The following is a 26485-nucleotide window of genomic DNA, read 5'->3' on the forward strand; positions in this document are numbered from 1 at the left end:
GCTGACGTGGTCTCAGCAGTCGCAGCCGCAGCAGTTGCAGTCGCAGCAGCCGCCGTCGGCGCCGCCGCCGTTGCCGCTGCCGGTGTTGCCGCGGCCACCGCCACCGGTGTTGCCGCCGTGGCTTCCGGACGGTGAGCGGCTGGTGCAGCATTCGCAGCAGTCGCAGGCGTCACACCAGGGGTCGCGCTTCTTGCGCGACCACGGGCCCTCGTACTGCGTGCAGCAGACCTGGCACGTGCAGAACAGCCCGATCGCCACCGCGCAGCCGGCCAGCAGGCCGCGGCGCGGCCGCTGCCCCGAGGGGCCGCCGTGACCGCCGCCGCCGGGGCCCCAGGGCCGCCCGGCCCCATGGGCGGCGGGCCCGCCGGACCGCCGGGACCGGGCTGCCCGTACGGGCCGGCGTTCTGCGGGGAGCCGTAGGGGCCGGCGCCGTACGGGCCGGAGCCGTAGGGGCCGGCGTTCTGCGGCGTGCCGTACGGGCCGCCCGCGTACGGGCCCTGCCCCTGCCCGTACCCCTGCCCCGCCGCGTTCGACACGCCGTGCCGGCAGGTACCGGCCCCGAAGGCCCGGTCCACGGAGGTGCGCAGCTCGTGCACCAACAGCCGGTGCGCGAGTCCCGCGTCGGCGAACTCCACCTCCCCCAGGGCCAGCCGTATGCCGTGCAGCGCGTCGTCGCACAACCGCCGGGCCTCGGTCAGGGAGGTGCCGGTCGCGGTGAGCGGGTTCCAGGCGCCCGCCTCGGCGTCGGCGACCTGGTCCTCCACGGCGTCCAGCAGGTGCGCGAGCCGCCCGAAGTAGCGGCCGGCCTCGGCCAGCGCGGTCGCGTTGCCTGGCCGTCCCGCCAGGATCGCGGTATGCGCGAAGGCGGCCGCGGTGGCGGTCTCCGTGGGCTCGGTCACCACCAGCACCGGCGTGCCGATCCCGGCCAGGCTCTCGATGCCGCCCTGCCGGTCCACGGCGTCCACGAGCACCGCCGTGTCGAAGCCGAGCGCGGCCCCGGTGCGGGCGCCGGCCCGGTCCCAGCCCCGGGCCACGCGCCGCGCGGCGGCGGCGATGGGGCGCGGGCCAACAGGCCGTCCCGGTCGGCCACGTGGTCGCGTACCTTCGCCGAGGCCAGGACGAGCGAGACGGCCGCGGCGAGCCGCGCGCCCTCCCCGTTGGCGACCGGCGCGGTGCGCATGCCGCGCAGCGGACAGGGGCCGGCCGTGCGCCGTGCGCCGGGCAGCGGTCCCGACTGAGCCTCCGTCAGGACGGAGACGAGCAGCCCGTCGTAGTTGGTGACGACCCGCGCGAACTGCCCGTGGTCCCCGCGAAGTGCCAGGCACAGCCCGCACAGATGGGCCATCCACTCGGTCTTGAACCGTTCGCCGAGCCGGTGCGTGCAGGGTCTGACGATGCCGAACAAATCCGGTTCCCCCGTGTGTGATCTGCGAGTTTCCGGGGCATCGTACCCAGCCCGATCGTTCACCCGTACGCACCGGTACCTCACCCGTACGGCGGCGGCGGTCGTATTTTCACTCAGTCAGCAGTGGTAGCCATCAGGAACCTTGACGGTGCAACGGATGTTCTGCACCAGTCCCGTCACGAAACCCCTGCGCGGCGACTATCCACTTGGCGCGTTGTCAGCATCATGGACGACCATAGGGGCAGCGGAGAAGAAGACAGACTGGCCACGGTGAAAGGAGGCGTCCATGGGTTCGGTACGCAAGGCGAGTGCCTGGTTGGGTCTCGTAGAGGACAGCGACGACGAGCGGTACTACGACGACGACTACGCGGAGGCGGTGGAGCGCCAGCAGGGCTCGGTCTCCGGCCCCGGCGACCAGTGGGTCACCGACCCCCGGGTCCAGGTCGCCACGGATTCCGCGGTCGAGCGCGGCCGGCGGATCGCGACGGTCACCCCGGACGGCTTCCGTGACGCGCGTGGCATCGGCGAGCTGTTCCGCGAGGGCGTCCCGGTGATCGTGAACCTCTCCTCGATGGACCCCACCGACGCCAAGCGCGTGGTCGACTTCGCGGCCGGCCTCACCTTCGGGCTGCGCGGCTCGATCGAGCGGGTGGCGACCAGGGTCTTCCTCCTGACCCCGGCCGACACCCAGATCGTCAGCGGCGAGGCGGGCGGCCGCACCCGCGACTTCTTCAACCAGAGCTGAGCGAGGCCCTCACCGGCCCACCGGAAGGCCGCCTACCGGAAGGCGTCGAGCCCGGTGAGCGCCTTGCCCAGCACCAGTTGGTGCATCTCGACGGTGCCCTCGTAGGTGAGGACCGATTCGAGGTTGGTGGCGTGCCGCATGACGGGGTACTCCAGGGAGATCCCGTTGGCCCCGAGGATGGTCCGCGCGGTGCGGCAGATCTCGATCGCCTCGCGGACGTTGTTGAGTTTGCCGAAGCTGATCTGCTCCGGACGCAGGGTGCCCGCGTCCATACGCCGCCCCAGGTGGTGGGCGAGCAGGATGCCCTTGTGGAGTTCCAACGCCATGTCGGCGAGCTTGGCCTGGGTGAGCTGGAAGCCACCGATCGGCTTGCCGAACTGCTCCCGCGTCCGCGCGTAGTCGAGCGCGGCCTCGAAACTGGCGCGCGCCGCGCCCATGGAGCCCCAGACGATCCCGTACCGCGCGTGGCTGAGGCAGCCCAGCGGTCCCTTGAGCCCGGTGACGCCCGCGAGCACCGCGTCCGCGGGCAGTCGTACGTCGTCCATGACGAGTTCGCTGGTCACCGAGGCGCGCAGCGACCACTTGTGCTTGATCTCCGGCGCCGAGAACCCCGGCGTGTCGGTGGGGACGGCGAAGCCCCGGATCCCCTCGTCGGTCTGCGCCCAGACCACGGCCACGGAGGCCACCGAGCCGTTGGTGATCCACATCTTGCGGCCGTTCAGCACCCAGTCGCCGCCGTCGCGCTTGGCGTACGTGCGCATCGCGGCGGGATCGGAGCCGACGTCGGGCTCGGTGAGCCCGAAGCAGCCGATGAGCTCGCCGGCCGCCATGCCGGGCAGCCAGCGCCGCTTCTGCTCCTCGGAGCCGTACTTCCAGATCGCGTACATGGCCAGTGAGCCCTGTACGGAGACCAGCGAGCGGATGCCGGAGTCGGCGGCCTCCAGCTCCAGGCAGGCCAGGCCGTACTGGACGGCACTGGCGCCCGCGCACCCGTAGCCGGTCAGGGACATGCCGAGCGCGCCGATGGAGCCGAGTTCGCGGGCGAGCTCGCGGATGCCGGGCAGCTCGCCGTCCTCGTACCAGCCGGCGATGTGGGGCAGGACGCGGTCGGCGGCCCAGGCGCGGACGGTGTCGCGGACGGCGAGGTCCTCGGGGCTGAGCAGATCGTCGAGGCCGAGCGGATCGGTGGGCGCGAAGGACGGCGCGGACAAGAGGGGCCTCCCGGCAGGCACGTGCGGCGGAAACTTGCGGTGCAAGTTTGTCGCCCGCCCCGCCGCAGGTCCACCCCCGGATTTCGTGGGGCCGCCGGGACAGGGGTCGTGGGACCCGGTCAGGCCGGGCGGCCCGCGCGGTCGCGGTCGGGCCCGGTCGCGGGGCCGGGGATGCGGGCGCCCGCGCCCGGCAGCGCCGGCTCGGCCGCCTGCGCGGGGAGGCGTACGGCTCCGCCGGCGACCTCCGCCTCGACGCCATCGACTCCGTCGACGCCACCCACGCCGCCCACACCGTCGGTGTCGCGGTCGACCCGCTCCGCCGGGTCCATGGTGCGCGGCAGCATCAGCGCCATCGCCGCGCCCGCCAGCAGCAGGCCGGCGCTGACCAGCAGGGTCACGTGCAGCCCGTGGACGAAGGAGTGCCGGGCCGCGGCGTGGAGGGTCTCCCCGGCCGGACCGCCCAGGGCGGCGGCGATCTGGTAGGCCTCGCCCAGCGAGTGCGCGGCGCCCGCCGAGTCCGAGGCCGACACGCCGGGGAGGTCGAGGAGGCCGGGTGCGTAGGCGGCGTTCATCACGCTGCCGAGGAGGGCGATGCCCATGCCCGCGCCGAGCTGGTACGAGGTCTCGCCTATGGAGGCGGCGCCTCCGGCGGTCTCCGCCGGGGCCTCGCTCAGCATGGACTCGTAGGCGGCGAACAGGGTGGTCTGGAGCCCGAAGCCGAGCAGGATGAAACCGACGGTCAGCAGCACGGGCCGATCGCTTTGCCCCATCAACGTCAGCAGCACCACGGCGAAGGCGGTCAGCACGAAGCCGAGCGAGACCATCGTGCGCGGGCCGACCCGCTGGAGGGTGTACGAGCCGGTGGCACCGGCGGCCATGGCGGCGAAGGTGAGCGGCAGCAGCCGCAGGCCGGTCTCCAGCGGGCTGAGGTCCAGCACCAGCTGGAGGTACTGGACGGCGATCAGCTCCAGGCCGACCAGGGCCAGCATGGCGAGCACGATGCAGCCGACGGAGGTGGAGAAGGCGGCGCGGGAGAACATCCGCATGTCGATCAGCGGGTGCTCGCGCCTCTTCTGGCGGCGTACGAAGAGGACCAGCAGGACGACGCCGAGGAGCAGCGGCACCACCGCCTCGGGGTCCAGGAGGTCGCGCTCCGCGCCGATCCGCTTGATGCCGAGGACCGCGCCGAGCACGCCGGCGGCGGCCATCAGCGCGCCGAGGACGTCCCAGGGCCCGTCGGAGGACCCCTTGGACTCGGGGAGCAGCCAACGGCCGAGCGGCAGGATCAGTGCCATCAGCGGGATGTTGATGAGGAAGACGGAACCCCACCAGAAGTGCTGGATGAGGAAGCCGCCGAGGACGGGGCCGCTCGCCGCGCCGATGGCGGCGACGGCGGTCCAGATGCCGATCGCGAGGGCCCGTTCGCGGCGGTCGGGGAAGACCTGGCGCAGGATCGACAGGGTGGCCGGCATGATCATCGCCCCGCCGACGCCGAGCAGGGCGCGCGCGGCGATCAGCACCTGGGCGTTGTCGGCGAGGGCGGCGAGCGCGGAGGCCGCACCGAAGAGCCCGTAGCCGAGCAACAGGATCCGGCGGCGGCCGACGCGGTCGCCGAGGGTGCCGAAAAGAATGAGGAGGGCGGCGCACACCAGCGGGTAGGCGTCGACGATCCACAGGAGTTCGATCGCGCCGGGGCGCAGGTCCTCGGTGACGGAGGGGACGGCCACGTGCAGGATCGTCGCGTCGAGCGCGACGAGCACGAGGCTGACGCACAGGACCGCCAGGACGAGCCAGCGGTTCGCCCCGCCGGAGGCGGCACTGATCCGCTGCCGAAGGGAAGGGTTCCTGTCGCCGGTCGTGTTCGTCCCCGACATGCATGTACCTCCCAGGTGGTCCCTCGCACTCGGCGGACAGCGTCGTGGGCGCCGCGGGTGGTGCGCTGTGCGGCGTCCTACGGGTCCGGCATCGACACGCGAGTGAAGGGTCAGCGTACGCGAGTTCGCGTGTACGACACGTGGCCAAGCTCTCATCCCCGCGACGCCCCGTATGTGGTGTGTGCCACTCGCCCCGTTCCGTCCTCCCCCCTCGTACACGCGCGGTGACGGTATGTGGTTCTGCCGTCGGTGTGGATCGGTGGCGCGGGCCGGTGTGCGGGTCGGGTGGGGCCGGCGTCGATACTCGGTGCCGTGACCTCCCCACCCGCGACACCCGTACCCCGAGGACCCGTGTCCGTGAACCCTCCCGGACCGCGTCGGGCCGCGCCCGCGCTCGCCGTGTTCGTGGCGGTCCGGCTGCTCGGGCTGGGCGTGCTCGCGGTGTGGTGCGCGGCGGCCGGCAGCAGCCCGCACACGCTGTTGTCGGCTCGGTGGGATTCCCTCTGGTACGCCCGGATCGCCGCCGAGGGGTACGGGTACGAGGTGGTCCTGCCGAGCGGGGCCGTCCACTCCAACCTGGCGTTCTTCCCGTTGCTGCCCTGGCTGGAGCGGCTCGTCGCGGCGGTCACGGGCCTGTCGTACGGCTCCGCGGGCCTGGTCGTCTCGGCGGTGGCGGGGCTCGCCGCCGCCTGGGGGATCTTCGCGGTGGCGGAGCGGCTCCACGGGCGCCGGGCCGCGGTGTTCGCGGTGGCGCTGTGGGCGGCGCTGCCGGTCGCGATCGTGCAGTCGATGGCGTACAGCGAGGCGCTGTTCACCGCCCTGGCCGCCTGGGCGCTCTTCCACGCGCTGCGCGGGAACTGGCCGGCGGCGGGCCTGCTCGCGGCCGGCGCGGGGCTGACCCGGCCGGTCGGCGCCGCCGTGGTCGCGGCGGTGTGGGTGGCGGCCGCGCTCGCGGCGCGGCGCGGGGAGGGGTCCCGGCGGATGGCGCTCGGGGTGCTGCTGGCCCCGATGGGCGCGGCGGCGTACGTCCTGTGGGTCGGCCGGCGCACGGGCGGCGGGCTGCTCGGCTACCTGGACGTGCAGGCCGGCTGGGGCAACGGCTTCGACGGGGGCTGGGCCTTCGCCCACTTCATCGGGGCCCGGCTGGCCTCGCCGGCGTTCCCGGCGGGGTTGGGGCTGCTCGTCGGGGTGGCGCTGGTGCTGTGGCTGTACCGGCTGTGCGTACGGCAACGGCAGCCCGCCGCGCTGCTCGTCTACGCCGGCGTCGTGGTGGCGCTCGCGCTGTGCGCCTCGGGGTACTTCGGCTCCAAGCCCCGGCTGCTGCTGCCGGCGTTCCCGCTGATGCTGCCGCCGGCGGTGGCCCTGGCGCGGTGGCGGACGGGGCGGGCGGCGGCCGTGGCGGGGGCACTGGCCGTGGGTGCGGCGGTATACGGGGCCTTCTGGCTGAACGGGTCCGGACCGCCGTGATCACGGAATGGATCATTCCAATCCATGATTCGGCAAAAGAATTGACCCGGACCAATAAGTCCGGCGTAAGCATGCGGATAATTGCCGGGTCAGGACTCCCGGAGTTGAATCGGAGAAGTTCCAACAAGAGGCGAAATCGCGGGAATTAAACCCCCCGTGAGACGCACTCCACATCACATGGTCATCACAAAGCCCGCGATTCGACCGGGCCGCCCTTCGTCGCGCGGTAACGTCGATTGAGTGCGTACCGACCAAATGCTGACCCGTCTGGAGCCGGTGTTCGCCCGGCTGGACCGGGAACCAGAGCGTCCGGCTCATCTGCAAACGCCGCAGATGAGCCGGCACCGCGTCGTGCTCCTCGCCTCGACCCTCGCGTTCTACCTCGCGATCGTCGTCGCCGTCCTCACGACGTCCTGGCTCGTCCGGCTGGACTGGCAGATCATGTTCTTCCGGCCCTACGAGCAGTGGCCGCAGCTGCACGCGTTCCTCGACTACCTCGTCGTACTCGGCCAGCGCGGACCCACCGCCGTGATGGTCGCGGCCTGGCTCGGCTGGCGCTCGTGGCGCCAGCACACCCTGCGCCCGTTGATCACCCTCGGCGTGGCCCTGCTCCTGCTCAACGTCACCGTCGGCTCGGTCAAGCTCGGCCTCGGCCGGCTCGGTCCGCACTACGCCACCCAGATCGGCTCCGCCGAGCTCTTCGCGGGCGGCGATATATTTCCTTCGGGCCACACCGCCAACGCCGTCGTGACCTGGGGGATCCTGGCCTACCTGGCCTCCACCACGGTCACCCGCCGGGTGCTGTCCATCGTGTCGGCGGTGGTCTCGCTGAGCGTCGGCGCCACCACCGTCTACCTCGGCACCCACTGGGTCTCCGACGTGCTCCTCGGCTGGACCGCGGGTCTGCTGATCATGCTGGCGCTGCCCTGGTTCGAGCCGCTCATCGCCCGCGTCGAGGCGTACGTCTTCCAACTGCGCGAGCTGTGGCGCCGCCGCCTGGAGGAGGGCAAGGTCTCCGAGCCCGTCGCCGCCGCCCTCACGCCGCTGCTCTCCGCCGGCGGGAAGTGGCAGCCCCGCCGGGCCGCCGAGGCCTGTACCGCCGCCCCGGCGGGTGCCCCCGCGCATTCCCCGAGCCTGCGCCCGGCCGCGCACACCGTGGGCAGGCCGCACCTCATCCGCTCCGAGCGCACCCCGGTCACCCCGGCCGGGAGCCGCCGCCCGGCGCACGGCGAACGGGCCGGCGCCCGGGGCGCCTCGGCCCGCCCGGCCACGGGCGGCTAACCGCGGCGTACGGCAGACCCCGCGGGGACGGTACGCACACCCGACACCCCGCGCGCGAAGCGGGCCGGTTCACCGAATCGGCCCGCTTTCGGCGTTCATACGCACAATGCGTCAGCGAAGCGCCCGGACGTTCCTCCGTACCGGGTCACGCTTGTGTCACGGATTGTCGACAGCGGGCCCACCCGGGCCGGCGCGGACGCGCATCCCCCGGAAGGCCGCGCACGGCATTCTTTCCGGGGCGCGACACGCCCGACCCGGAATGCCTTCGAATTCCGCCGGAGAACGACCGAAGCGTTTTCCGGATTCCCCGAACCCGCCCAAGAGACGGCCTAGTCCGCTTCGCCTTGCAGAGCCCGCCCGAGAAGGTCCCGCGCCGCCCGGATCCGGGCGGTCAGCTCGGGCGGCTCCACGACGTCGAACTCACAGCCGAGCAACATGATGTGAATCACCAGAACATCGAGGCTGACCGCCCCGGTGCGCAGCAGGCAGCTGTCCGCGTCGAGCGGCTCCAGCGTCCCGTCGGCGGGGCCGACGACCCGCGCGGCCTCCTCGGCCGGCATCCGCAGCCGCAGCACCGCTCGGGCGGCGTACGCCCGCTGCGAGACCCCTTCGGAGACGTACGCGGCGAGGTCCTCGGCGGGCGCCGGGCGCGGGGTGAAGCGGGGGCCGTGCGGGGGGCGGGGTTCGATCCGGTCCACGCGAAAGGTGCGCCAGTCCTCGCGGCCGAGGTCCCAGGCGACGAGGTACCACCGCCGCTCGGTGCAGACGAGCCGGTGCGGCTCGACGGTGCGGCGGCTGACGTCGCCCCCGTGGTCGCGGTAGCCGAAGCGCAACCGCTCGGCGTCCCGGCACACGGCCGCCAGCTCCGTCAGCACCGCCGGGTCGACGGTGTCCCGGCGGGCGCGGCGCAGGAGGGGGACGGTGAACTCGTTCAGCGCCGAGACCCGTCCGCGCAGCCGCGTCGGCAGGACCTGCTCCAGCTTGGCCAGGGCCCGTACGGAGGCCTCCCCGATCCCCTCGACCCCGTTGCCGGCGGCGGTGCGCAGCCCCACGGCCACGGCGACGGCCTCGTCGTCGTCGAGCAACAGCGGCGGCAGCTCGGCCCCGGCGCCGAGCCGGTAGCCGCCGCCGGTGCCGGGGCTGGCGTTCACCGGGTAGCCGAGCTCCCGCAGCCGGTCGACGTCCCGCCGCACGGTCCGGGGCGTGACGCCGAGCCGTTCGGCGAGGGCGGCGCCGGTCCATTCACGGTGGGCCTGCAACAGGGACAGCAGGCGCAACAGTCGTGCGGAGGTATCGAGCATCCCCGCAGTCTCCCCCACGCCCCACGGGGCTCAGCGCGGAGCCGTCGGCCGAGCACCCGCACCGGCCGAAGCCGGCACCGGACGCGGCGGGGCCGAAGGGCCCGCCGGGCCCGTGGCGGCCGGCCCCGAGCGGGCCGGAACCGGGGTCAAGGAGCCCGACGGGCTCGGGACCGGGCTCGCCGGACGAGACGGGTTCGGCGTCGGCCTCGGGCCCACCGGGACCGGCCTCGACGGACTCGACGGACTCGACGGACTCGACGGACTCGGCGTCAGGGTCGGCGTCGGGCTGGGGCTCGGCGTCGGGCTCGGCCTCACCGGGGCCGGACCCGTCGGGCTCGGCGTCGGGCTCACCGGGGTCGGGGTCGACGTGGGCGGCAGGGTCAGGAAGATCCCCGGCCGGAGCCGTTCCGGTCGGTTCCCGATGACCCCCCGGTTCGCCGCGTACAGTGCCCGCCACCCACCCGGCACCCCACGCCTGCGCGCGATCCCCTCCAGCGTCTCCCCGGCCCGCACCACGTGCATCCGTCCCCCCAGCCCGTACCGCTGCGCGCACACCGGCCACGCCCGCCACCCCTGCGTGGCGACCAGGTCCTCCGCGACGCGGATCTGCTGCTCCCGGGTCGCCAGGTCCGCCCGCGCCGCGTACGCGAGGCCCCCGTACTCCTCCCACGTCGGCTGCCGGAACTGCAGTCCCCCGTAGAAGCCGTTGCCACTGTTGACCGCCCACCGCCCACCGCTCTCGCAGTCGGCGACGCAGTCCCACGGCCACTGCCCACCCGGTCCGCAGTCCGGCGTCCGGTGCCCGGCCGCCACCCCCGCCGGTCCCGGGGCCGGCGGGGGCGGCGCGGCCACCGCGCCGCCGCCCCACGGGAGTACGAGCACCAGCGCGGCGCCGGCCACGACCGCGGCCCACCGGCCGCGGAGACTGAGTTCGGACATCGGATCACGCTACGGAGCACCCGCCGCCCACCCGGCCCGCCACGCGGCGCACCCGCGCGCCCCACCCGGACGGTCGACCTCCGCACCCACCCCGAAAACGGCCGGCACCGAACACCAACTGCACACAACAGAACAACAGTTGCCACCAAAGCGAAGCCGCGCGCGGACGGTTCACCCCTGCGGGTGTCCGGTTCGATTCCGTTCCCTCAAACGGCGTGACCCCGGCCGCCGTCCGGCCGTTGAGCCCGGCGAGCCGGGAACCCCTCGGCGACCGCACGAATGAGGAGCCACCCCGTGCCGCGCATGCTCGACGTCAGTCTTGAGGTACGTGCCGAGATCGGTGACGAAGAAGCCGACAGGCTGCTCACCGGCGACGACGCCCCGAGCAGTTACGACTGCACCTCCTGCCGCACCCCCGGCGACCCCGAGACCGAGCCGACCAGCACGGTCCTGTTCGTCGGCGACGACACCGCAGTCCTCGCCTTCGCCCACACCCGCTGCATCCCCTCCCAGGTGGTGAACGTCCCCGAGGAGCAGCTCCAGGGCGCGGTCCGCAGCATCACCGGCGACGGCCCGACCCCGGACGCCGCGCCCGCCGCCGGTGAGGTCCCGCAGTCCCTGCCCGGCGGTCAGGCCGTCCTCGGCATCACCAGCGGCCTGGTCCTGATCGGCGGCGAGCTGCACCCCGCGCTGGTGGTCGAGCCCACCGCGCCGATCGCCCGCCCCGGCACCACCGGTCCGGGCGACGACTTCCTGCCGCTCCTCATCGAGCAGGGCTTCATCCCGGTCACCGACACGACCGAGCTGCCCTCCCCCCTCAGCGGCTGGTCGGTGCTCCTCGCCGGCGGCCAGCTGCACGCCGTGCTCCAGCCCGGACCGGAGGGCGGCCCCCAGGTGGCCTGGTGGCAGGCGCACCAGGCGCTGAGCGTCACGGACGGCTGGCGGGCCGCCGTCAACAAGACCCAGCGCGTGCTGATCTACGCCGCCCCGGTCGGCTCCATCGGCCAGCAGCCCCGGGAGGACCTGCTGCGTGACGCGCTCGACAAGGCCGCCATCAACGGCAAGCTGGTCGCCGCCTCGATGCCCCTCGCCGGCACCCCGGGCGCCTGACCACCACCCCTCCCCCGCTGTCCCTCCCACCCGGAAGCTCCACCCGGAACTCCCACCCGGAGACCGCCGTCCGCCCCGCACGAGGGGGCGGAACGGCATGCGCCGGGGGTGCGCGGTCCGTCCCGCGCACCCCCGGCGATCCGCGTTTTGGGCCCCGTCACCCCGCATCCGCGAGGCTCCGGGTTCGTTGGCTGATACGTGCATTCATACGACCCCTCCCGCGCCCCGTCCCCTTCGAGCAGCGTCCCCCCGATGCGCCACGCACGGGACATCGCTCCGGCCGCCTCGCACACCCCGATCTACGACACGCTGTACTCCGAGTACCTGCGCGCCTTCCGGGCCCTGCCGGGCGACCGTACGGGCGAGGAGGACCTCGGCTTCACGGCGTTCTCGTACGGGGGCTCGTACGGCACCGGCTCGTACGGCGGGTCCACCGGCGGGTCCTACGGGTCCTCGTACGGCAGCGGATGGAACGGTTCGCCGTGGCAGCAGGCCGACCCCTGGCAGCCGGCGTACACGCCCCTCCCGGCCCAGCAGCCCTCGTACGCCTACGCCGGGTCCGCCGGCTCCGGCTCCGGATACAGCGGCGGGCGACAGCACCAGACCGGGATGCAGCACATCCCGGCGGCCCTGCCGCCCGCTCCGCGCCGGGGCTACTGACCCCGGACCCGTCCCGCTACTTCTTCTTCTTGTACTGCGCGCCGCGCTTCTCGCGCACCCGCACCGAGATGTGGAGCGGGGTGCCCTCGAAGCCGAACTCCTCGCGCAGGCGGCGCTCGATGAAGCGACGGTAGCCGTGCTCCAGGAAGCCGGAGGCGAAGAGGACGAACCGCGGCGGCTTGCTCCCCGCCTGGGTACCGAACAGGATGCGGGGCTGCTTGCCGCCGCGGATCGGGTGCGGGTGGGCGGCGACGACCTCACCGAGGAAGGCGTTCAGCCGACCGGTCGGGACGCGCGTCTCCCAGCCGGCGAGGGCGGTCTCGATCGCCGGGACGAGCTTCTCCATGTGGCGGCCGGTCTTCGCCGAGACGTTGACGCGGGGCGCCCACGCGACCTGCTGCATCTCGGTCTCGATCTCGCGTTCGAGGTAGTAGCGGCGCTCCTCGTCGAGCTCGTCCCACTTGTTGTAGGCGATCACGATCGCGCGGCCGGCCTCGACGGCCATGGTGATGATGCGCTGGTCCTGGACGGAGATGCTCTCGGTCGTGTCGATCAGGATGACCGCGACCTCCGCCTTCTCCACGGCGGCGGCGGTACGCAGCGAGGCGTAGTAGTCGGCGCCCTGCTGGAGGTGCACCTTCTTGCGGATGCCGGCGGTGTCGACGAACTTCCAGGTGACGCCGCCGAGCTCGATCAGCTCGTCGACCGGGTCGCGGGTGGTGCCGGCCAGCTCGTTGACGACGACGCGGTCCTCGCGCGCGACCTTGTTCAGCAGCGAGGACTTGCCGACGTTCGGGCGGCCGATCAGCGCGATGCGGCGCGGGCCGCCGATGCCGGTGCCCGAGCCGAAGGTCTGCTCGGGGGCCTCCGGCAGGGCCTCCAGGACGGCGTCGAGCATGTCGCCCGTACCGCGGCCGTGCAGGGAGGAGACGGGGTGCGGCTGGCCGAGGCCCAGGGACCACAGGGAGGCCGCGTCGGCCTCGCCGCTCTGGCCGTCGACCTTGTTGGCGCACAGGACGACGGGCTTGCCGGCGCGGCGCAGCAGCCTGACGACGGCCTCGTCGGTGTCGGTGGCGCCGACCTTGGCGTCGACGACGAAGACGACCGCGTCGGCGGCCTCGATGGCGTACTCGGCCTGGGCGGCGACGGACGCGTCGATGCCGAGGACGTCCTGCTCCCAGCCGCCGGTGTCGACGACCTTGAAGCGGCGGCCGGCCCACTCGGCCTCGTAGGTGACGCGGTCGCGGGTGACGCCCGGCTTGTCCTCCACGACGGCCTCGCGGCGGCCGATGATGCGGTTCACCAGGGTCGACTTGCCGACGTTGGGGCGACCGACGACGGCGAGCACCGGCAGCGGGCCCGCGCTCGCCTCCTCGATCGCGCCCTCGACCTCATCGAGGTCGAAGCCTTCCTCCGCGGCGAGCTCCATGAACTCCGCGTACTCGGCGTCGCCAAGTGCTCCGTGGTCGTGCTGGTCGTTCATGAAGTCCGTTCCTCGTCGTTCGTGGTGATCGGTGGCACCCGCGCAGCGCGGTTCCACTACTGGGTCAAGTCTCGCTCAGCGGCCGGTGAGCCGCTTGGCGTCGGCCAGGTGGGCGGTCAGCCGGTCCTGGACGCGTGCGGTGGCGGAGTCCAGCGCGGTGCGCGTACGGCGCCCCGTGCCGTCCCCGGCGTCGAAGGCGGAGCCGAAGACGACGTCCACGCGGCCGCGCAGCGGGGGCAGCCCCTTGACGAGGCGGCCCTTCGCGTCGGTGCTGCCGAGGACGGCCACCGGCACGATGGGGGCGCCGCTGCGGACCGCGAAGTAGGCGAGCCCGGCGCGCAGGGAGGCGAAGTCCCCGTCGCCGCGGGTGCCCTCGGGGAAGATCCCCAGGGCGCCGCCCTGTTCGAGCACCGCGAGCGCGCGGGTGATCGCCGTCCGGTCGGTGCCCGTCCGGTCGACCTTGACCTGCCCGATCCCGTGCAGGAAGGGGCCGAGGGGGCCGACGTAGGCCTCCTTCTTGATCAGGAAGTGCAGCGGGCGCGGCGCGGTGCCCATGACCATGGGGCCGTCGATGTTGTGCGCGTGGTTCACCGCCAGTATGACGGGGCCGGAGGCGGGCACCTTCCAGGCGCCCAGCACGCGCGGCTTCCACAGGCCGTACATGAGGCCGATGCCGATGCGTCTTCCGACCGCCGCACCCTTCAGGGAGGGCGTTTCGCTCACTTGCGCCCCGCCCGCTTCTCTTCGACCAGGGTGACCACACACTCGATCACCTGGTCGAGCGTGAGGTCGGTGGTGTCGACCTCGATCGCGTCGGCGGCCTTGGCCAGGGGGGAGGTCTTGCGGCCGGAGTCGGCGGCGTCGCGCTTGATCAGCGCCTCCTTGGTGGCCGCGAGGTCGGCGGCCGCCTTGCCGCGCAGCTCGCCGTTGCGGCGGGCGGCGCGGGCCTCGGCGGAGGCGGTGAGGAAGATCTTGAGGTCGGCGTCCGGCAGGACGGTCGTACCGATGTCCCGGCCCTCGACCACGATGCCGTCCGCCTCCTCGGCCGCCTCGGCGGCGATGGAGCGCTGGAGCTCGGTGATCAGGGTGCGCACCTCGGGGACGGCGCTGACGGCGCTGACCTTGGAGGTGACCTCCTGGGTGCGGATCGGGCCGGAGGCGTCCAGGCCGTCCACGGTGATCGTGGGCGCGGCCGGATTCGTGCCGGAGACGATGGCCGGCTTGCCGGCGGCGAGGGCGATGGCCTGCGGGTCGTCGGTGTCGACGCCGTTGGTGATCATCCACCAGGTGATGGCCCGGTACTGGGCACCGGTGTCCAGGTATCGCAGCCCGAGCTTGGCGGCCACGGCCTTGGAGGTGCTGGACTTGCCCGTGCCGGAGGGACCGTCGATGGCGACGATCACGGCGGACGGAGCTGCGGTTTCCACGGTGCGGGCACCTTCCTGGTTGCACGTACGTGTCCGGGCGCGCCAAAAGCGCCCCTCCCCAGGTTACCGGCCCCGGGCCACTCCCCGTCCCGCCCGTCGGTCCCGCCCACCGGACCGGCCCGGACCGGCCGACCGAGCGGTCCGGCCACCCGGGCCTGCGGACGTGGCGGGGTCGCTACGGCTGGCGCAGGGCCCAGCCCCGCTCGCGCAGCTCGGCCTCCAGGGCCGCCACCGCCCGGGGCTCCACCATCAGCTGCACCAGACCCGCCTGCTGGCCCGTCGCGTGCTCGATCCGCACGTCCTCGATGTTGACCCCGGCCCGTCCGGCGTCGGCGAAGATCCGCGCCAGCTCGCCCGGCTTGTCGCTGATGAACACCCCGACCGTCTCGTACGCCATGGGCGCCGCACCGTGCTTGCCGGGGACCCGGACCCGCCCCGCGTTGCCCCGCTTCAGCACGTCCTCGATGCCGGCCGCCCCGCCGCGCCGCTTCGCCTCGTCCGCGGACTGCAGCCCGCGCAGGGCCTCCACGGTCTCCTCCAGATCGGCGGCGATCCCGGCCAGCACGTCGGCGACGGGGCCCGGGTTCGCGGAGAGGATCTCCACCCACATCCGCGGGTCCGACGCCGCGATCCGCGTCACGTCCCGGATGCCCTGACCGCACAGCCGCACCGCGGTCTCGTCGGCCTCCTCCAGGCGGGCCGCCACCATGCTCGACACGAGTTGTGGGGTGTGGGAGACGAGGGCCACGGCCCGGTCGTGCGCGTCGGCGTCCATCACCACGGGGACGGCGCGGCACAGGGCCACCAGCTCCAGCGCCAGGTTCAGCACCTCGTGGTCGGTCTCGCGGGTCGGCGTCAGCACCCAGGGGCGGCCCTCGAAGAGGTCCGCCGTCGCGGCGAGCGGGCCGGACCGCTCCTTGCCGGCCATGGGGTGCGTGCCGATGTACGCGGAGGTGTCCGCGCCCAGCGCCGCGAGCTCCCGCCGGGGTCCGCCCTTGACGCTGGCGACGTCCACGTACGCCCGTGCCGTGTCCCGGCCGATCGCTGCGGCCAGGGTGGCGGCGACGTGGGCGGGCGGTACGGCCACGATGGCGAGGTCGACCTTGGCTTCCGGGGCGGTGTCGGTCCCGGCGCCGAGGGAGGCGGCCGTGCGGGCCTGCGCCTCGTCGTGGTCCTGGAGGTGGACGGTGATGCCGCGGGCGGTCAGGGCGAGCGCCGCGGAGGTGCCGATCAGTCCGGTTCCGATGACGACGGCGGTTCTCACGGGGCGCTCCAGGGTGATCGCGTGACGGCAGGGCCTGACTCAGGGTAGCCACCGCGGGCGGGATGATCAGAACGTGGGCCGGGTCGCGCGCGCGGCGGCGTACCCGGCTTCGGGACACGGACAACGTCACCCGGATCAGGACATGCCGCCACCTGGCGCACGTGCCCCCGCGCCCCCTGCGGTAGAACGGCGGCATGATCTTCCACATCGTCCCGCTCACCGACTGGATCGCCGCGCCCGAGCGTGCGTACGCCCCCTCCTCGCTCGCCTCCGAGGGGTTCACGCACTGCTCGGCGGACCGGGCGACCGCGCTCGCCGTCGTGGAGGCCCACTACCGCGGGACGCCGGGCACCCTGCTCGCCGTGGAGCTGGACGAGAGCGCCCTGACGGCGGAGGTCCGCCGCGCGGAGGGGTCGGACGGCCGCTACCCGCACGTGTACGGGCCGTTGAACCGGGACGCCGTGGTGCGCGTGTGGGAGGTCGTACGCACTCCCGGCGGGCCGGTGGACCTGACTCCCTGGCCCGTGGCGGGGTGAATCGGTGTGGCGGGCTTCACCCGGGGCCCGCCGCACGCCAGGATGCTCCTCGCCATCCTGGCGAACAGGCAAGGAGCCTTCCATGACCGAGTCGACCCGTATGAGCGAACCCACGCCCACCGCCCGGCGCACCGTACTGGCGGTGGGGGCGGCGGCCCTGGCCGGCGGCACGCTCGCCGCCTGTGGCGGCGGGGGCGGGGAGAAGCCCGCGACCGAGCCGGGCAACGTCACGACCCCGTCCGCCGCGCCCTCCGCCGGCTCTCCCGCCGGGGCGGAGAAGGCGCTCGTGAAGGCGTCGGCCGTGCCGGTCGGCGGCGGGGTGGTCCTCAAGGACCAGAAGCTGGTGGTGACGCAGCCGACGGCCGGCTCGTTCCGCTGCTTCAGCGCGGTCTGCACCCACCAGGGGTGCCTGGTGGACAAGGTCGCGGACGGCACCATCGACTGCCCCTGCCACAACAGCAGGTTCAAGGTGGCCGACGGAGCCGTGGCCAAGGGCCCGGCGACCCGCCCGCTCCCCGAGCAGAAGATCACGGTGGCCGCCGACGGCGCTATTTCGCTCGCCTGACCCAGGAGCGCGCCCCTAGGCTCCCCGGATGGACGACCTCACCCTGGTACGGGACCACACGATCTACTCCTGCGTGATGGGCTCCCGCGCCTTCGGCCTGGCGACGGAGGCGAGCGACACCGACCGGCGCGGTGTCTTCGTCGCCCCCACCCCCCTCTTCTGGCGCTTCGAGAAGCCGCCGACGCACGTGGAGGGGCCCCGGGACGAGGAGTTCTCCTGGGAGCTGGAGCGCTTCTGCGAGCTGGCCCTGCGCGCCAACCCGAACATCCTGGAGTGCCTGCACTCCCCCCTGGTCGAACAGCTCACGCCGGTGGGCGAGGAACTGCTGTCGCTGCGCGAGGCGTTCCTCTCCCGCCGGGCGCACGTCAGCTTCAGCCGCTACGCCGCCTCCCAGCACGGCAAACTCCTCGCGGACGTCCGCCTGTACGGCGCCCCGCGCTGGAAGCACGCCATGCACCTGCTGCGCCTCCTGCGCTCCTGCCGGGACCTGCTGCGCACGGGCCGCCTGACGATCGAGGCGGGCCCCGACCGCGAGCGTCTCCTCGCGGTCAAGCGCGGCGAGCTGACGTGGGACGAGGTCGACGGCTGGATGACCCGGCTCACCGAGGAGTCGGACGCCGCTCTCGCCGCCACCCCCCTGCCCGAGGAGCCGGACCGGGCCCGCGTCGAGGACTTCCTCGGCCGCATCCGCCGCGCCTCGGCCCACTGAGCGGCGCCGGACCCGTACGGGGTCAGGAGGCGGCGTCCCAAAGGGCGCCGAAGGCGAGGAGTTCCTCGCGGTACTCGATGCGGCCCTCCCAGTCGCGGGGCCAGACGTCGGCGCCGAGGTGGGCGCCCGCGAAGGCGCCGGCCAGGCAGGCGATCGAGTCGGAGTCCCCGGAGGTGCAGGCCGCTCGGCGCAGGGCGAGCAGGGGCTCGTCGGGGAAGAGCAGGAAGCACTGGAGGGCGGTGGCCAGAGCCTCCTCGGCGATCCAGCCCGCGCCGGTGGTCAGGCAGGGGTCGGTCTCCGGTGAGGGGGCGCGCAGGGCGGCGGCGAGCCGGTCCAGGGCGCCCAGGCATTCGTCCCAGCCGCGGGCCATGAAGGATTCCGGGGTGGCGTCGGAGGCGGTGCGCTGCCAGAGGTCGCCGAGCCAGCGCTCGTGGTAGCGGGTGCGGTTCTCCAGGGCGTACGAGCGCAGCAGCCCGACCAGGCCCGTCACCTCGATGCCCCGGGCCAGCAGGTGGACGGCGCGCGCGGTGAGGTCGGAGGCGGCGAGCGCGGTGGGGTGGCCGTGGGTCAGGGCCGACTGGAGTTGGGCGGCGCCGGCCCGTTCCTCGTCGCTCCAGCCGGGGACCAGACCGACGGGGACGACGCGCATGTTGGCGCCGCAGCCCTTGGAGCCGATCTGGCTGGCGTCGCGCCAGTCCCGCTCCGGCCGGTCGAGCAGGGAGCAGGCGAGCAGGCAGGTGTTGCCGGGGGCGCGGTTGTTCTCCGGGGAGTGGTACCAGTCGACGAACTCCTCGCGGACCGGGCGGGTCAGGCGCAGCGGGGCGATCGGGCCCCGGTCGCCGGCGGTGCGTATGCCGCGGGCGAGGGCGAGGGTCATCTGGGTGTCGTCGGTGACGAGCGCCGGCCGGGGCAGCCCCATCTCCCGCCAGGGCCCGGTCTTGGCGAGGATGGTCGGGACGTCGTTGAACTCGGTCGGGAAGCCGAGGGCGTCGCCCAGGGCCAGGCCGATCAGGGCGCCGGTCGCCGCACGCTTGGCGGTCGTGGTCATGTCGTGGGTCCTTCCGTGGGGCGGAGCGTGGGGCGGAGCAGGGGCGGGTGCAGGGTGGTCGCGGGCCCGGCCCGGTAGAGCGCGGCGGGTTTGCCCCGGCCGCCGGTGAGGCGGGCGGCGCCGGGGACGGCTTCGACGAAGCCGGGGGTGGCGAGGACCTTGCGGCGGAAGTTGGGGCGGTCCAGGGCGGTGTCCCAGACGGTCTCGTAGACGGCCCGGAGCTCGCCGAGGGTGAACTCGGGCGGGCAGAAGGCGGTGGCCAGGCAGGTGTACTCCAGCTTGGCGCCGACCCGTCGGCGGGCGTCGGCGAGGATCGTGGCGTGGTCGAAGGCCAACGGCCCGGTCTCGGCGACGGGCACCCACCGGGCCCCGTCGGCGTCGCCTCCGCCCTCGCGGGCGGGCTCGGGCAGGTCGGGGACGAGCGCGGCGAAGGCCACGGAGACCACCCGCATCCGGGGGTCGCGGTCCGGTTCGCTGTAGGTCCGCAGCTGTTCCAGGTGCAGGGCGGCGACGAGTTCCGGCGCCAAGCCCGTCTCCTCGGCCAGTTCGCGGCGGGCGGCGGTCTCGGCCGATTCCCGGGGCAGGACGAAGCCGCCGGGCAGCGCCCAGGCACCGGCGTACGGGTCCTGCCCGCGCCGGATCAGCAGGACGTGCAGGGCGCCCGCGCGGACGGTGAGGACGGCGAGGTCGACGGTCACCGCGAACGGTACGAAGGCGTGCGGGTCGTAGCCCGGCGGTGGCCCGCTCGCGGGCGCCCCGCTCATCGGCACCCCGTTCATCGGCGCTCCGGCAGCGGGGCGGCGAAGTGCCAGCCCTCGGCGAGGAGCGCGTCGACGGCCGCGACGGCCGATTCCAGCCGGGCCCGCCGGTCGCCGCTCATCACGAGGAACCGTCGGCCGGTGTGGGTGAGCCGGTCGCGGAACCGGGCGGTCATCCACGGTCTGAGCTGCGGCCGGCTCCGCAGTCCGTCGTCCTCGAAGGGGACGTCGGCGTCGTCGGTCAGCAGGTACAGGTCCCGGTGGGTGCGCTCGGCGATCCTCTCGACCTCGCGGTTGCGGGTGCCGAGGTAGCGCTCGTGCCAGATGCCGGTCGCGAAGGAGTCGGTGTCGCAGAACAGCACGGGCGAGCCCAGCCGGGCCGCCGCCCCTTCCGCCGCGTCCTGGCGGCGGGCGATCAGGGGGAACTCCCGGGAGGTGAAGGCGACGTCGCTCCAGGAGGCCGCCGGGTCGGCCGCGCGGGCCGCCGCGAGCTTCTCCTCGCTGTACTCGCGCCCGTACTCGGCGACCCAGCCGGTCTTCGCCCACACCCCGCCGCGCCGCCGGTAGTGGGCGGCCAGGTCGCGCGACAGCGTCGTGGTGCCGGTGGACTCGGCGCCGAGTACGACGACCCGGCGGGTCAGCGCGGCCCGTACGGCGGGCCCCAGGAACTCCCAGGCGGCGACCGGGTCCGCCCGGACGGCCGTCCCCGAGACGGGGAACAGGGTCCGGGCGCGGTCCACGCAGACCTCCTCGGCGCCGAAGCGCCGCGCGAGTTCGCCGCCGTACTCCTCGGAGGTGAAGACGGCGTCGACGCGCCGGCCCACCGCCGCCTTGAAGATCTCCATGTGGGCTTCCCAGATCGCCGGGTCGTGGAGGTCCACGGGGATGTCGTCGACCGCGCCGACCACCCGCGCCCCCGGGTGTTCCTCGCGCATCCAGGCGACCCGGTCGGCGAGCGGGACGGACTCCACCGACGCCGCGCACACCAGCACGGTCAGCCGTTCGCACTGGTCCTGGGCGGTGCGCACCAGGTGGTGGTGCCCGGCGTGCGGCGGGTAGAACTTGCCCAGCACCAGCCCGTGGCCGTAGCGCCGGCCGTTCCCGCCCGCGCTCACGCCGTCACCGCCGGGGCGGAGACGGCGGCCCGCGCGGCCGGGAGCGTACGCCGCCAGCCGATCAGGCCGGCCACGCACAGGGCGAGGAAGCCGACGTAGAGGACGGCGGTGAGGTAGAGCCCCTTGGAGGCGTACAGGGGGATGTAGACGAGGTCGGCGGCGATCCACAGCCACCAGGACTCCAGGCGCTTGCGGCACTGCCCGTAGGTGGCCATCAGGGAGAGCCCGGTGGTGAGCGCGTCCCAGAAGGGGACGGTGGAGTCGCTGACCCGGTCCAGCAGGAGGGTCAGGGCGGCGATCCCCACCGCCCCCGCCACGAGCAGCCAGGCCCATTCGGTGCGCGTGGTGCGGCGCACGGGCAGGGCGGTGGCGGTTCCCGGTCCACCCCCGTGGGTCCAGGACCACCAGCCGTACGCGGCGAGGGCGATGAAGACGATCTGGAGGCCGGCGTCGGCGTAGAGGCCGGCCTGGGTGAACAGCACGATGAAGAAGACGTTGTTGGCGATGCCGACCGGCCAGTTCGCGATGTGCTGTCGGGCGACCAGCCAGACGCACACGGCTCCCGTGGCGAACCCGAGGATCTCGGTCCAGCTCGTACTCCACCCCATGCGGGCCTCCCCTTAATAGTCACCCTGACTATAAACAGGGATCGGAGTTCCCGACAAGGGAAAAGCCCGCGACGCCGGGGCGTCGCGGGCTTTCGAGGGAGCGGTCGAGGACTGTCGAGGACTACAGACCGACCTCGCGCATGAGCATGCCGACCTCGGTGTTGGTCAGGCGGCGCAGCCAGCCGGACTTCTGGTCACCGAGCTCGATGGGACCGAAGGAGGTCCGCACCAGCTTCTCGACGGGGAAGCCGGCCTCCGCCAGCATGCGGCGGACGATGTGCTTGCGGCCCTCGTGGAGGGTCACCTCGACCAGGTAGTTCTTGCCGACCTGGTCGACGACGCGGAAGTGGTCGGCGCGGGCGTACCCGTCCTCCAGCTCGATGCCGTCCTTGAGCCGCTTGCCGATGTCGCGCGGCAGCGGGCCGGTGATCGCGGCGACGTAGGTCTTCTTCACGCCGTACTTCGGGTGCGTGAGGCGGTGGGCCAGCTCACCGTGGTTGGTGAGGAGGATGATGCCCTCGGTCTCGGTGTCGAGCCGGCCGACGTGGAAGAGGCGGGTCTCACGGTTGGTGACGTAGTCGCCCAGGCACTGGCGGCCGTCCGGGTCCTCCATGGTGGAGACGACGCCGGCCGGCTTGTTCAGCGCGAAGAACAGGTACGACTGGGTGGCGACGGTCAGACCGTCCACCTTGATCTCGTCCTTCGGCAGGACGCGCTTGCCCTGCTCCAGCACGATCTCGCCGTTGACCTCGACACGGGCCTGCTCGATGAGCTCCTCGCACGCGCGGCGCGAACCCATGCCGGCACGGGCCAGCACCTTCTGCAGGCGCTCGCCCTCCTCCTCGGCGCCCGGGAAGGTCTTCGGGGTCTTGATCACGGGCTTGTCGGCGTACCGGTCGCGCACGCGCTCCTCGATCCGCGCCTCCAGCTCGCGCGGCTTGGACTGGCCGCTGCGGCTGCCGGGACCGCGGCGCGGGCCGCCGGCCCCGCCGATGCCGGGCGTCCTGGAGGTCTTGGGGCCGCCCTTGGCGCCACCGCGCGCGGCCGCGCCGCGGGCACCGCCGCCGCCGCCTTCGGGCCGCTGCGGCCGCTGCGCTCGCCCTCGGGGCCGACGTCGTAGCGGCGCTCCTCGGGACGGGGGTTGCGGATGCGGGGGGCCGGCCGGTCACGGTCGCGGTCACGCGAGTCGGAGCCGCCACCCTGGTAGCCGCCGCCACCGCCCTGGTAGCCGCCTCCGCCCTGGTAGCCACCGCTGCGGGAGCCGCCGGAGCCCCGGGAGCCGCCGGAGCCGCTGCCGCCACTGCGGAAACCACCGCCGGAGCCGCCCGAGCCGCCGGAGCCGCCACCGCGGTAGCCACCGCCGCCGGAGGAGGAGCCGCGCGAGTTGCCCCGCGCGCCGCCACCGCCGCCGCTGTTCCTGTTGCCGCCGCCGTTGCCGTTGCCGCTGCTTCGCATCAAAGTTCCGTCGTCTTGTCGTCGTCTACGTCAGTGTCCGGTGAGTCCGGATCGAACGACGGCACACCTTCTTGCGTCTCGGCTTCGATCGCGTCCGCCTCGGGGAGGAAGGGCGCGAGCTCCGGGAGCTCGTCCAGGCCGCGCAGGCCCATCCGCTCCAGAAAGTAGTTCGTCGTCCTGTACAGGATCGCACCTGTTTCGGGTTCCGTGCCCGCCTCGGTCACCAGACCCCGCTGGAGGAGGGTCCGCATGACCCCGTCGCAGTTGACGCCGCGCACCGCCGAGACCCGCGAACGACTCACCGGCTGGCGGTACGCGACGACCGCCAGGGTCTCCAGCGCCGCCTGGGTGAGCCGCGCCTGCCGGCCGTCCAGGACGAACGCCTCGACGGCCGCCGCGTACTCGGGGCGGGTGTAGAAACGCCAGCCCCCGGCGACCTGCCGCAGCTCGAAACCGCGGCGCTGGGCGGCGTACTCGTCGGCGAGTTCGGACAGGGCCCCGGCGACCTCGCGCGGGGTGCGCTCCAGCACCTGGGCGAGGTGCTCGACCGTCGCCGGTTCGTCGACGACCATCAGGACGGCCTCCAGCGCGCCCTTCAGGTCCAGCTCCCGCGTCGTCATTCGCTCGCCTCCACGACCTGGTCGAACTCGTCGGTGACCTTCGGCATCCCGTCGCCGTCCCCGCCGCTCCAGCGCACGGTCAGCGTCTGGAGGGCGTCCTCCTGGTCCAGGACCACCGCCTTCTCGCGGTAGAGCTCCAGGAGCGCCAGGAAGCGGGCGACGACGGTCAGGGTGTCGGGGGCGTCCTCGGTCAGCTCCCGGAACGTGGCCTCGCCGCGCGCCTTGAGCAGCCGTACGACGAGTGCGGCCTGTTCGCGGACGCTGACGAGCGGGGCGTGGATGTGGTCCACGTACACCTGCGGTTTCGCCTTCGGCTGCATGGCGCGCACCGCGAGGCGGGCGAAGCCCTCGGCGCCGAGGCTGATCACCACCTCGGGCAGCAGCTCGGCGTACAGGGGCTCCAGCCCGACCGTGCGCGGGTAGCGCCGGCCCTCGTCCTCGGCGCGGGCCTCGAACAGCGCGGCGACCTGCTTGTACGCCCGGTACTGGAGGAGCCGGGCGAAGAGCAGGTCCCGGGCCTCCAGCAGGGCGAGGTCGGCCTCGTCCTCGACCTCGGCGGCGGGCAGCAGCCGGGCGGCCTTCAGGTCGAGGAGGGTGGCGGCGACCACCAGGAACTCGGTGGTCTGGTCGAGGTCCCAGTCGGGGCCCATGGCCCGGATGTGGGCCATGAACTCGTCGGTGACCCGGGACAGGGCCACCTCGGTCACGTCGAGCCTGTGCCGGGAGATCAGCTGGAGCAGCAGGTCGAAGGGGCCCTCGAAGTTGTCCAGCCGCAGCGTGAACCGCCCGTCCCCGCCCGCCGCCTCCTCGGCCCCTGGCACGGGCTCCGGAGCGGCCTCTACGGGCTCCTGCGCGGCCCCGACCGCCCCCGGGCCCTCCATCTCCGCCACGCCGTCCGGCGGGCCTACGGGGCCCCCCGCGGCCCCTCCGGGCCCGCGCCCCAGGCTCCGGCGGACCGGGCGGGGAGCTGCGTCGTCGTTCGGGGGCATCGGGGTCCAGGGTGGTGCGGAAGCGGCTGCGCGCCCGCCGGGGCGCGCGGGGCGCCGACGGGCGGGCACCCCCGGGGTGCAGCCTAGGGGGTGTCGTGTGGCTCGGGCGGGATCAGGGAGCCGGGCGCGGTCAGCGGCCGCGCAGGCGGCGGACCAGGATGCTCGCGTCGCCGCGGGATTCGAGGTCCGCGAGGACGACCGCCACCGCCTCGCGCACGATCCGGCCGCGGTCGACGGCGAGGCCGTGCTCCCCGCGCAGGACCAGCCGGGCGTGCTCCAGGTCCATGAGCTCCTCGGCGGAGACGTAGACCGTGATCTTCTCGTCGTGCCGCTCGCGCCCGCTGGGCCGCCGGTTGGCGCCCCGGCCCTGCCCCTTGCCGGAGCGGGGCGCGGAGGGCCCGGCGGCGCCGGGGGTGGTGGCAGAACCTTCCTGCGGCCTGCGCTGCGGGCCGACCCCGGGCTCGCCCGCCTCCCGACCGCGGCTGTCGCCCGTGGCCTTGGCCGTGCCGTCCGCCGGGGCGGCCGCGTGCTCCGTCCCGCCGGTCGGCGCCTCGTCGGCGCCCCGTCGGGGCGAGGACGACTGGAGGGCCATCCCCCCGGTCGTACGGAACAGTTCGTCGGCTCCGGGCAGACTCACTCGGCGGGACACCGGGCGAGCACCTCCCTGGCCAGCTGACGGTAGGCGGCGGCGCCGACGGAGTTGGAGGCGTACGTGGTGATCGGCTCGCCCGCGACCGTGGTCTCCGGGAAGCGCACCGTACGGCCGATGACCGTGTGGTAGACGTGGTCGTCGAAGGCCTCGACGACGCGCGCCAGCACCTCGCGGCTGTGCACCGTGCGGGAGTCGTACATCGTGGCGAGGATGCCGTCGAGCTCCAGCTCCGGGTTGAGCCGCTCCTGGACCTTCTCGATCGTCTCGGTCAGCAGCGCCACGCCGCGCAGGGCGAAGAACTCGCATTCCAGCGGGACGATGACCTTGTGAGCGGCCGTCAGGGCGTTCACGGTCAGCAGGCCCAGCGAGGGCTGACAGTCGATCACGATGTAGTCGTAGTCGGCCATCAGGGGCTTCAGGGCCCGCTGGAGCGTCGACTCGCGCGCGACCTCGCTGACCAACTGCACTTCGGCGGCGGACAGGTCGATGTTGCTCGGCAGCAGGTCCATGTTGGGGACCGCCGTCTTGAGCAGCACCTCGTCGGCCGACATGCCCCGCTCCATGAGCAGGTTGTAGACCGTCAGGTCGAGTTCCATCGGGTTGACCCCGAGGCCCACGGACAGCGCGCCCTGCGGGTCGAAGTCGACGAGCAGCACGCGGCGCCCGTACTCGGCGAGCGCGGCACCCAGGTTGATGGTCGACGTGGTCTTGCCGACGCCGCCCTTCTGGTTGCACATCGCGATGATCTTCGCCGGACCGTGATCGGTCAGCGGACCCGGGATCGGGAAGTACGGCAGCGGGCGTCCGGTCGGGCCGATCCGCTCACGGCGCTGACGGGCAGCGTCGGGGGCGAGGGTGGCCGCGTACTCGGGGTCCGGTTCGTACTCCGCGTCCGGGTCGTAGAAGTGCCCTTCGGGCAGGTTTTCGTAGTCGGCGAAACCCGTGGGCGCATCGCCGCTCGGGTCGCCGGCCCTGGAGTTCACGTCTAGGCCGTCCATGCTCTTTTGAGGCGTCGTCATGTGCTGGTGGTTTGCGAAGGTGCGGACTGCGACGGAGCCGACGGCTTCGAGCCCGGCGGGTCCTTGACCTCGCTCAGGCGTCCCTGCTCGACCACCTCCAGGAGCAAATGTCGACTCATTCACAAGTCGTCTTACCTCCTCGGACGTGACCAGGACACTTATCGATAGGTCAGCGTTGCACCATGCCGACGGTTGGCGACTCTATGGCGTGTCACCGCCCAGCGGCAACACAATCCGCCGGACC

24 protein-coding genes and 2 pseudogenes are annotated in these 26485 nt (G+C 73.5%); 8 read left to right on the forward strand and 18 right to left on the reverse strand.

Annotated features, from left to right (window positions below; translation table 11 throughout):
- Positions 1-12 precede the first annotated feature (12 nt).
- Positions 13-1405: pseudogene (locus M4D82_RS07995) on the reverse strand (DUF5685 family protein).
- 286 nt (positions 1406-1691) lie between these two features.
- Here M4D82_RS07995 and M4D82_RS08000 point away from each other — a divergent pair.
- On the forward strand, positions 1692-2150 hold the full coding sequence (locus M4D82_RS08000; protein ID WP_249765369.1) for a cell division protein SepF: 459 nt from the start codon (positions 1692-1694) through the stop codon (positions 2148-2150).
- A 32-nt stretch (positions 2151-2182) separates the two neighbouring features.
- On the opposite strand, the gene M4D82_RS08005 is transcribed toward M4D82_RS08000, so the two are convergent.
- On the reverse strand, positions 2183-3361 hold the full coding sequence (locus M4D82_RS08005; protein ID WP_249765370.1) for an acyl-CoA dehydrogenase family protein: 1179 nt from the start codon (positions 3359-3361) through the stop codon (positions 2183-2185).
- Positions 3362-3480: 119 nt separating this feature from the next.
- On the reverse strand, positions 3481-5235 hold the full coding sequence (locus tag M4D82_RS08010) for an MFS transporter (protein WP_249765371.1): 1755 nt from the start codon (positions 5233-5235) through the stop codon (positions 3481-3483).
- Between the two features lie 351 nt (positions 5236-5586).
- Here M4D82_RS08010 and M4D82_RS08015 point away from each other — a divergent pair, with 351 nt between their 5' ends.
- Together M4D82_RS08015 and M4D82_RS08020 are read left to right on the forward strand one after the other, a co-directional pair.
- Positions 5587-6702, forward strand: a complete 1116-nt coding sequence (locus M4D82_RS08015) for a glycosyltransferase family 39 protein (RefSeq protein WP_502988888.1) — start codon at positions 5587-5589, stop codon at positions 6700-6702.
- 240 nt (positions 6703-6942) lie between these two features.
- Complete coding sequence (locus M4D82_RS08020; RefSeq protein WP_249765373.1) at positions 6943-7983, forward strand: phosphatase PAP2 family protein; 1041 nt, start codon at positions 6943-6945, stop codon at positions 7981-7983.
- A gap of 329 nt (positions 7984-8312) precedes the next feature.
- Here the strand turns inward: M4D82_RS08020 and M4D82_RS08025 are convergent, their stop codons facing one another.
- Positions 8313-9284 carry a helix-turn-helix transcriptional regulator gene (locus tag M4D82_RS08025; RefSeq protein ID WP_249765374.1) on the reverse strand — a complete coding sequence of 324 codons (972 nt, stop codon included), beginning with the start codon at positions 9282-9284 and terminating at the stop codon, positions 8313-8315.
- A 30-nt stretch (positions 9285-9314) separates the two neighbouring features.
- Positions 9315-10223: a LysM peptidoglycan-binding domain-containing protein gene (locus M4D82_RS34285; protein WP_349637051.1), complete on the reverse strand. Its 909-nt coding sequence runs from the start codon at positions 10221-10223 to the stop codon at positions 9315-9317.
- A gap of 294 nt (positions 10224-10517) precedes the next feature.
- On the opposite strand from M4D82_RS34285, the gene M4D82_RS08040 reads away from it, so the two are divergent.
- The gene (locus M4D82_RS08040; protein WP_249765375.1) at positions 10518-11333 is read left to right on the forward strand and encodes a DUF8842 C-terminal domain-containing protein; all 816 of its coding nucleotides are present in this window, start codon (positions 10518-10520) and stop codon (positions 11331-11333) included.
- 252 nt (positions 11334-11585) lie between these two features.
- Positions 11586-11993 (forward strand): hypothetical protein, encoded by a 408-nt coding sequence (locus M4D82_RS08045; RefSeq protein ID WP_349637052.1) that lies wholly within the window; start codon positions 11586-11588, stop codon positions 11991-11993.
- A gap of 16 nt (positions 11994-12009) precedes the next feature.
- Here the strand turns inward: M4D82_RS08045 and der are convergent, their stop codons facing one another.
- From der to M4D82_RS08065, 4 genes are all read right to left on the reverse strand, one after another.
- A complete protein-coding gene (gene der / locus M4D82_RS08050; protein ID WP_249765377.1) occupies positions 12010-13476 on the reverse strand; it encodes a ribosome biogenesis GTPase Der in 1467 nt (488 codons plus the stop codon).
- 75 nt (positions 13477-13551) lie between these two features.
- Positions 13552-14139, reverse strand: coding sequence for a lysophospholipid acyltransferase family protein (locus tag M4D82_RS08055; protein WP_502989054.1), 588 nt, complete (start codon positions 14137-14139; stop codon positions 13552-13554).
- 56 nt (positions 14140-14195) lie between these two features.
- Entirely contained in the window at positions 14196-14903 is a 708-nt protein-coding gene (gene cmk / locus M4D82_RS08060; protein WP_249765379.1) for a (d)CMP kinase, read from the reverse strand.
- Between the two features lie 175 nt (positions 14904-15078).
- The gene (locus tag M4D82_RS08065; RefSeq protein ID WP_249765380.1) at positions 15079-16167 is read right to left on the reverse strand and encodes a prephenate dehydrogenase; all 1089 of its coding nucleotides are present in this window, start codon (positions 16165-16167) and stop codon (positions 15079-15081) included.
- A 194-nt stretch (positions 16168-16361) separates the two neighbouring features.
- Here M4D82_RS08065 and M4D82_RS08070 point away from each other — a divergent pair, with 194 nt between their 5' ends.
- The 3 genes from M4D82_RS08070 to M4D82_RS08080 all read left to right on the forward strand — a co-directional run bounded on the left by M4D82_RS08070 (position 16362) and on the right by M4D82_RS08080 (position 17977).
- The gene (locus M4D82_RS08070; protein WP_249765381.1) at positions 16362-16703 is read left to right on the forward strand and encodes a DUF952 domain-containing protein; all 342 of its coding nucleotides are present in this window, start codon (positions 16362-16364) and stop codon (positions 16701-16703) included.
- 82 nt (positions 16704-16785) lie between these two features.
- Entirely contained in the window at positions 16786-17268 is a 483-nt protein-coding gene (locus tag M4D82_RS08075; protein ID WP_249765382.1) for a Rieske (2Fe-2S) protein, read from the forward strand.
- A 28-nt stretch (positions 17269-17296) separates the two neighbouring features.
- Positions 17297-17977: a nucleotidyltransferase domain-containing protein gene (locus M4D82_RS08080; RefSeq protein ID WP_249765383.1), complete on the forward strand. Its 681-nt coding sequence runs from the start codon at positions 17297-17299 to the stop codon at positions 17975-17977.
- 22 nt (positions 17978-17999) lie between these two features.
- Here M4D82_RS08080 and M4D82_RS08085 read toward each other — a convergent pair whose 3' ends face one another.
- The 9 genes and pseudogenes from M4D82_RS08085 to M4D82_RS08125 form a co-directional block, all read right to left on the reverse strand.
- Complete coding sequence (locus tag M4D82_RS08085; RefSeq protein ID WP_249765384.1) at positions 18000-19025, reverse strand: ADP-ribosylglycohydrolase family protein; 1026 nt, start codon at positions 19023-19025, stop codon at positions 18000-18002.
- Positions 19022-19804, reverse strand: a complete 783-nt coding sequence (locus M4D82_RS08090) for an NUDIX hydrolase (protein WP_249765385.1) — start codon at positions 19802-19804, stop codon at positions 19022-19024. Before M4D82_RS08090 ends, M4D82_RS08085 begins: the two co-directional genes overlap by 4 nt.
- Positions 19801-20898 (reverse strand): AAA family ATPase, encoded by a 1098-nt coding sequence (locus tag M4D82_RS08095; protein WP_249765386.1) that lies wholly within the window; start codon positions 20896-20898, stop codon positions 19801-19803. Before M4D82_RS08095 ends, M4D82_RS08090 begins: the two co-directional genes overlap by 4 nt.
- Positions 20895-21506, reverse strand: a complete 612-nt coding sequence (gene pnuC, locus M4D82_RS08100) for a nicotinamide riboside transporter PnuC (protein ID WP_249765387.1) — start codon at positions 21504-21506, stop codon at positions 20895-20897. Before pnuC ends, M4D82_RS08095 begins: the two co-directional genes overlap by 4 nt.
- 121 nt (positions 21507-21627) lie before the next feature.
- A pseudogene (locus M4D82_RS08105) lies at positions 21628-22961 on the reverse strand (pseudouridine synthase).
- Positions 22961-23581 (reverse strand): SMC-Scp complex subunit ScpB, encoded by a 621-nt coding sequence (gene scpB, locus M4D82_RS08110; protein ID WP_249765388.1) that lies wholly within the window; start codon positions 23579-23581, stop codon positions 22961-22963. The pseudogene M4D82_RS08105 and the gene scpB overlap by 1 nt, the downstream one beginning before the upstream one ends.
- Positions 23578-24570 (reverse strand): segregation and condensation protein A, encoded by a 993-nt coding sequence (locus M4D82_RS08115; protein ID WP_502988889.1) that lies wholly within the window; start codon positions 24568-24570, stop codon positions 23578-23580. Before M4D82_RS08115 ends, scpB begins: the two co-directional genes overlap by 4 nt.
- A 130-nt stretch (positions 24571-24700) precedes the next feature.
- Positions 24701-25219, reverse strand: coding sequence for a hypothetical protein (locus M4D82_RS08120; RefSeq protein WP_249765390.1), 519 nt, complete (start codon positions 25217-25219; stop codon positions 24701-24703).
- Complete coding sequence (locus tag M4D82_RS08125; RefSeq protein ID WP_249765391.1) at positions 25204-26364, reverse strand: ParA family protein; 1161 nt, start codon at positions 26362-26364, stop codon at positions 25204-25206. Before M4D82_RS08125 ends, M4D82_RS08120 begins: the two co-directional genes overlap by 16 nt.
- Positions 26365-26485: the final 121 nt, after the last annotated feature.

The sequence above is a fragment of the Streptomyces sp. RerS4 genome (genome assembly GCF_023515955.1).
Taxonomy (GTDB): Bacteria; Actinomycetota; Actinomycetes; order Streptomycetales; family Streptomycetaceae; genus Streptomyces.

What these genes read in the sequence shown, in the direction of transcription:
- M4D82_RS08000 (WP_249765369.1), top strand. Translation starts at nt 1,692, where the DNA reads ATGGGTTCGGTACGCAAGGCGAGTGCCTGGTTGGGTCTCGTAGAGGAC.
- M4D82_RS08010 (WP_249765371.1), bottom strand. Translation starts at nt 5,235, where the DNA reads ATGTCGGGGACGAACACGACCGGCGACAGGAACCCTTCCCTTCGGCAG.
- M4D82_RS08025 (WP_249765374.1), bottom strand. Translation starts at nt 9,284, where the DNA reads ATGCTCGATACCTCCGCACGACTGTTGCGCCTGCTGTCCCTGTTGCAG.
- M4D82_RS34285 (WP_349637051.1), bottom strand. Translation starts at nt 10,223, where the DNA reads ATGTCCGAACTCAGTCTCCGCGGCCGGTGGGCCGCGGTCGTGGCCGGC.
- M4D82_RS08045 (WP_349637052.1), top strand. Translation starts at nt 11,586, where the DNA reads ATGCGCCACGCACGGGACATCGCTCCGGCCGCCTCGCACACCCCGATC.
- der (WP_249765377.1), bottom strand. Translation starts at nt 13,476, where the DNA reads ATGAACGACCAGCACGACCACGGAGCACTTGGCGACGCCGAGTACGCG.
- M4D82_RS08055 (WP_502989054.1), bottom strand. Translation starts at nt 14,139, where the DNA reads ATGTACGGCCTGTGGAAGCCGCGCGTGCTGGGCGCCTGGAAGGTGCCC.
- M4D82_RS08070 (WP_249765381.1), top strand. Translation starts at nt 16,362, where the DNA reads ATGATCTTCCACATCGTCCCGCTCACCGACTGGATCGCCGCGCCCGAG.
- M4D82_RS08075 (WP_249765382.1), top strand. Translation starts at nt 16,786, where the DNA reads ATGACCGAGTCGACCCGTATGAGCGAACCCACGCCCACCGCCCGGCGC.
- M4D82_RS08080 (WP_249765383.1), top strand. Translation starts at nt 17,297, where the DNA reads ATGGACGACCTCACCCTGGTACGGGACCACACGATCTACTCCTGCGTG.
- M4D82_RS08085 (WP_249765384.1), bottom strand. Translation starts at nt 19,025, where the DNA reads ATGACCACGACCGCCAAGCGTGCGGCGACCGGCGCCCTGATCGGCCTG.
- M4D82_RS08090 (WP_249765385.1), bottom strand. Translation starts at nt 19,804, where the DNA reads ATGAACGGGGTGCCGATGAGCGGGGCGCCCGCGAGCGGGCCACCGCCG.
- pnuC (WP_249765387.1), bottom strand. Translation starts at nt 21,506, where the DNA reads ATGGGGTGGAGTACGAGCTGGACCGAGATCCTCGGGTTCGCCACGGGA.
- scpB (WP_249765388.1), bottom strand. Translation starts at nt 23,581, where the DNA reads ATGACGACGCGGGAGCTGGACCTGAAGGGCGCGCTGGAGGCCGTCCTG.
- M4D82_RS08115 (WP_502988889.1), bottom strand. Translation starts at nt 24,570, where the DNA reads ATGCCCCCGAACGACGACGCAGCTCCCCGCCCGGTCCGCCGGAGCCTG.